The organism is Nostoc sp. UIC 10630, assembly GCF_010747425.1.
Lineage (GTDB): Bacteria > Cyanobacteriota > Cyanobacteriia > Cyanobacteriales > Nostocaceae > Nostoc.
The window spans coordinates 1-2,449 of the sequence record NZ_JAAGOG010000396.1; the positions used below are offsets into that span (position 1 = coordinate 1).

Here is a 2,449-nt window from a genome sequence, read left to right on the forward strand (position 1 = left end):
GAATAAAAAATGATTCTTGACAAATGACCAATGACCAATGACCAATGACAAATGACCAATGACAAATGACCAATGCCCAATGACAAATGACCAATGACAAATGACTTTATCGGGCTAGCAATTTCTTATATTTACGCAATTAGTCTACTTGTTATTGGCGAGGGACTGCGTAGGCTGTTTGGTGTAAAGCCGGATTTGACCCGCAAAATAATCCATATTGGTGCCGGGATGTGGGTTTTCGGTGTCCTGCGATTGTTTAATCACTGGGAAATCGGAATTATACCTTTTGCCACTTTTATAGGACTTAACTACCTGTTCTACCGCTACCGATTCATCGGGGCAATGGATACTCAGGATAGCTCACCTGGTACAGTTTATTTCGCTCTCTCAGTGACATTGCTTTTCGGGCTACTGTGGCGACCAGACGGGCCAGTAGATAGCGTTGCGATCGCTGTTGCTGGGATAATGGCGATGACCTGGGGTGATGCACTAGCAGCATTAATCGGTAGACGCTTCGGGCAGCATAAATACCAAATAGGAAATTCAGTGCGTTCCTGGGAAGGTTCGGCAGTAATGTTTGTGGCGAGTACAGTAGTAATTTTCTTGGTGCTGTTACTGCTACCTGGTTCATCACTGAGTCCTCTAGCAACGCCTTTAAGTTTACAGTTGGCATTGTTGACTGCGGTGGTAGCTGCTACTTGCGCCACCCTAGCAGAGGCAGTCTCACCCCAAGGCACAGATAATCTCAGTGTGCCTTTAGTCACGGCTGGGGTCGTGTGGGTAATAAAACAAAATCTCCACTTATTCTTTTAGAATTTTCAAAACTCCGAGTTCAAAGGTGCAACTTCCGAGTTCAAAGGTGCAACTTCCGAGTTCAAAGGTGCAACTTCCGAGTTCAGAGGTGCAACTTCCGAGTTCAGAGCTAGTAATGAATACAAAACTCACCTTGACAGCGCCACTTTGCACTCATAAATTCCAATTGCGGCGGAAATGGAAGAAACCTTCTAAAAACTCTTGCCAAGCAATATCGCTATTTAACTTCTGCCTACTCCATTCTCTTGCAGCTTGTTCCAAAATTTCTGAGAAACTGGGATAGACAGGAGATAGATTTGCTAAATCTTTGACTTTAATTTTTTGGGACATTGCTAAGGCAATCAAATTAATCAATTCTCCAGCTTCTGCCCCTAATATCGAAGCTCCCAAAATTTCGCCATTACGTAGCACAATTAATTTACACATACCAGTGGTTTCGTCCCGAAGTTGGGCTGCTGCCACTGTTTTAAAATATTGACGCAAAACTAAAACTTCATCTCGACTAAATAGACGTTTTGCCTGTGCCTCTGTCAAACCCACTTGCGCCACCATCGGCACAGAAAACATTGCCCAAGGAATGGAGCGATAATTTACTCGTAATCTAGGGAAAAAGAGTGCATTGTTTAGGGCAATTTTTGCTTCATAATTAGCGATATTGGCAAAGTCGTAACCACCAATTACATCACCACAAGCGTAAATGCGGTGGTTAGTGGTTTGTAGTTTATCATTCACTACTAAACTACGCCGATGCCATTTCACGCCTACCGTTGCCAAATTTAGGGATTCAATATTCGGCTGTTGTCCAGTCGCCACTAAAATTTCATCAGTTTCAATGGCTTTATCTCCTGCTTGAATCCACTTTTTATCCTCAATTAGCCTCACCTGAGTTACTAGTTTATCGGTGAGGACGCGCACACCTTCGACTTCCAACTGTGCCTGAAGCAATATGGCTATTTCAGGGTCAATATGGGAGAGAACATAAGGATGCTTGACTACTAGCGTCACACTGCAACCAAATCGGGCTAAAGTTTGAGCGATTTCAATGCTTTGGGGAGTTCCACCGATAATTACCCAATTTTTGGGTAATGTTCCTCCCTGTAAAGATTGCCAAATATTAGAAAGGGTTAGATAGCCAGTGCCTTGCAATCCCTCAATCTCTGGAATTTCTGGACGCGAACCACTGGCTAGCAAATAAGTACGGGCGTGTAGTAGGCGATTGTTAACGGCAAAAGCCAGTTGGGGCGAAGATTGAAATTGACCACTGCCAACAATGACATCTACCCCTAGCGCGGCTAGGACGGCAGGAGAATGCTGTTCTTTGAGATTTGCGGCGACGCATTGAGCATACAGCATTGCTTCTTGCCATGCCATAGATATGTGGCATTCTTCTGAAATATCAGTGTTTGTGGTATGAACACCAAAACTAGCGGCATCATTCAACTTCTGCGCCAGTTTACCGATTTCGGTAAGAGCATGGTGATGAGTAAACCCATATTCTACTTTAGGTTCCACCAAGGCAACCGTAGCACGTAGTTGGGTTGCAGCAAGAGCAGCGTAGTATCCAGCAAGACTGCCGCCAATAATTACAACATCGTAGTCAATTGTCATTTGTCATTGGGCATGGGGAATGGGGAAT

Annotated in this window: 2 protein-coding genes; one reads left to right on the plus strand and one right to left on the minus strand. The window is 44.2% G+C overall.

All coding sequences use genetic code 11. The annotated features are described in order from the left end of the window. The first annotated feature begins 93 nt into the window (after positions 1-93). A complete protein-coding gene (locus tag G1O98_RS37835; RefSeq protein WP_163939539.1) occupies positions 94-813 on the plus strand; it encodes a phosphatidate cytidylyltransferase in 720 nt (239 codons plus the stop codon). Positions 814-966: 153 nt separating this feature from the next. On the opposite strand, the gene G1O98_RS37840 is transcribed toward G1O98_RS37835, so the two are convergent. Further along, entirely contained in the window at positions 967-2,421 is a 1,455-nt protein-coding gene (locus G1O98_RS37840; protein WP_163939541.1) for an NAD(P)/FAD-dependent oxidoreductase, read from the minus strand. Between the last annotated feature and the right edge of the window lie 28 nt (positions 2,422-2,449).

Excerpts from the sequence above, each read along its gene's own strand:
- G1O98_RS37835 (WP_163939539.1), top strand. The coding sequence starts at position 94 with ATGACAAATGACTTTATCGGGCTAGCAATTTCTTATATTTACGCAATT.
- G1O98_RS37840 (WP_163939541.1), bottom strand. The coding sequence starts at position 2,421 with ATGACAATTGACTACGATGTTGTAATTATTGGCGGCAGTCTTGCTGGA.